Source organism: Spirillospora sp. NPDC049652 (assembly GCF_040675125.1).
In the GTDB taxonomy this organism is placed as follows: Bacteria; Actinomycetota; Actinomycetes; order Streptosporangiales; family Streptosporangiaceae; genus Spirillospora.
On record NZ_JBFAOF010001498.1, the window covers coordinates 1 to 1,213 of the forward strand.

Consider the following 1,213-nt stretch of genomic DNA (forward strand, 5'->3'; position numbering starts at 1 on the left):
TTCAGACGTGGGCTTTTCGGTTCGCGGGGGTCGAGCGCCTTGCTCACCCACTTCCCTGGGCCGGGGCCCCACGGTGGGGCGGGGCGGCGCGGCCGGCCCCCGGGCCCCCGCGCCCGGCCGCGGATCAGGCGGTGCCCGCGCCGTCCACGGCGAGGACGGCGCCCGAGACGAAGGCGGCGGCGTCGCTGGCGAGGAACGCCACGGTGCTCGCGATGTCGCGCGGGGTGCCGATGCGGCCGAGCGGCCGGTCGGCGGCGTCGGCGTAGAACGTCTCGACCGACTCTCCGAGCTGCGCCGCCTCGTCGGCGAGCATCCCGGTGGCCGTGTCGCCCGGGCACACGCAGTTGACGCGGATCTTCTGCGGACCGTGGTCGATCGCCATCGCGCGGGTCATGTTGACGACCGCCCCCTTCGACGCACAGTACGATACGGCCTGCGCGCCGCCCTGGATGCCCCATCCGGAGCCGGTGTTGACGATGCTCCCGCCGCCCGCCTCGGCCATCAGCGGGACGGCGTACCGGCTCATCAGCATGATCGACTTGATGTTGACCGCCATCACCAGGTCCCAGTCGTCCTCGGTGATCTCGCACACGGTCGAGCGGCGGATGATCCCGGCGTTGTTGAACAGCACGTCGAGGCCGCCGAACGCCTCCTTCGCCAGGCCGACCGTCCGCTCGCAGTCGGCGGCCTTCGACACGTCGCAGTGCGAGAACAGCGCGTTCGGGATGGCCTTGGCGGCCTCCTCCCCCGCGTCGGCGTTCAGGTCGGCGAGCACGACGGACGCGCCGAGCTCGGCGAGCAGTTCGGCGGTGGCGCGGCCGATTCCGGACGCGGCGCCGGTCACGACGGCGCGCTTGCCGGTCAGGTCGATCATCTTCAGGCTCCTTGGACGGGGTAGCGGGCGGTGCGGCCGCGGCCGGTGATCACGGGGCGGTAGCCGGCGAGGGCGCGGTCCAGTTCGGGGTCTCCGGTGTCGAGCAGCAGGGGGCGGCCGCCGAGCGCGGCGAGCTTGGCCTCGGTCGCGACGGCCAGCAGCCGGTCCGGTCCGGCGGCGCGCAGCACCTCGGGCGCGATCTGCTGGTTGCCCCGGCCGAGCAGGAAGCCCTGCCCGCCGATCGGGGTGACCGCGATCCAGGTGCCGGCCGGGTCGGCCGCGACGAGGCGGGTGAGTTCGGCGGCGTTGACGTCGGCGGCGGCGAACCGCCCGGCGCGC

General features: G+C 74.4%; 1 protein-coding gene and 1 pseudogene. Both read right to left on the bottom strand.

Going from position 1 to position 1,213, the window contains the following annotated elements:
- Positions 1-124: 124 nt before the first annotated feature.
- Positions 125-874 (bottom strand): SDR family NAD(P)-dependent oxidoreductase, encoded by a 750-nt coding sequence (locus tag AB0J52_RS41420; protein WP_500188750.1) that lies wholly within the window; start codon positions 872-874, stop codon positions 125-127.
- A 2-nt stretch (positions 875-876) separates the two neighbouring features.
- Positions 877-1,213: pseudogene (locus AB0J52_RS41425) on the bottom strand (ATP-NAD kinase); the annotation flags it as partial.

Bases quoted from the DNA above. Each gene is read 5' to 3' on its own strand.
- AB0J52_RS41420 (WP_500188750.1), bottom strand. From the start codon at position 874: ATGATCGACCTGACCGGCAAGCGCGCCGTCGTGACCGGCGCCGCGTCC.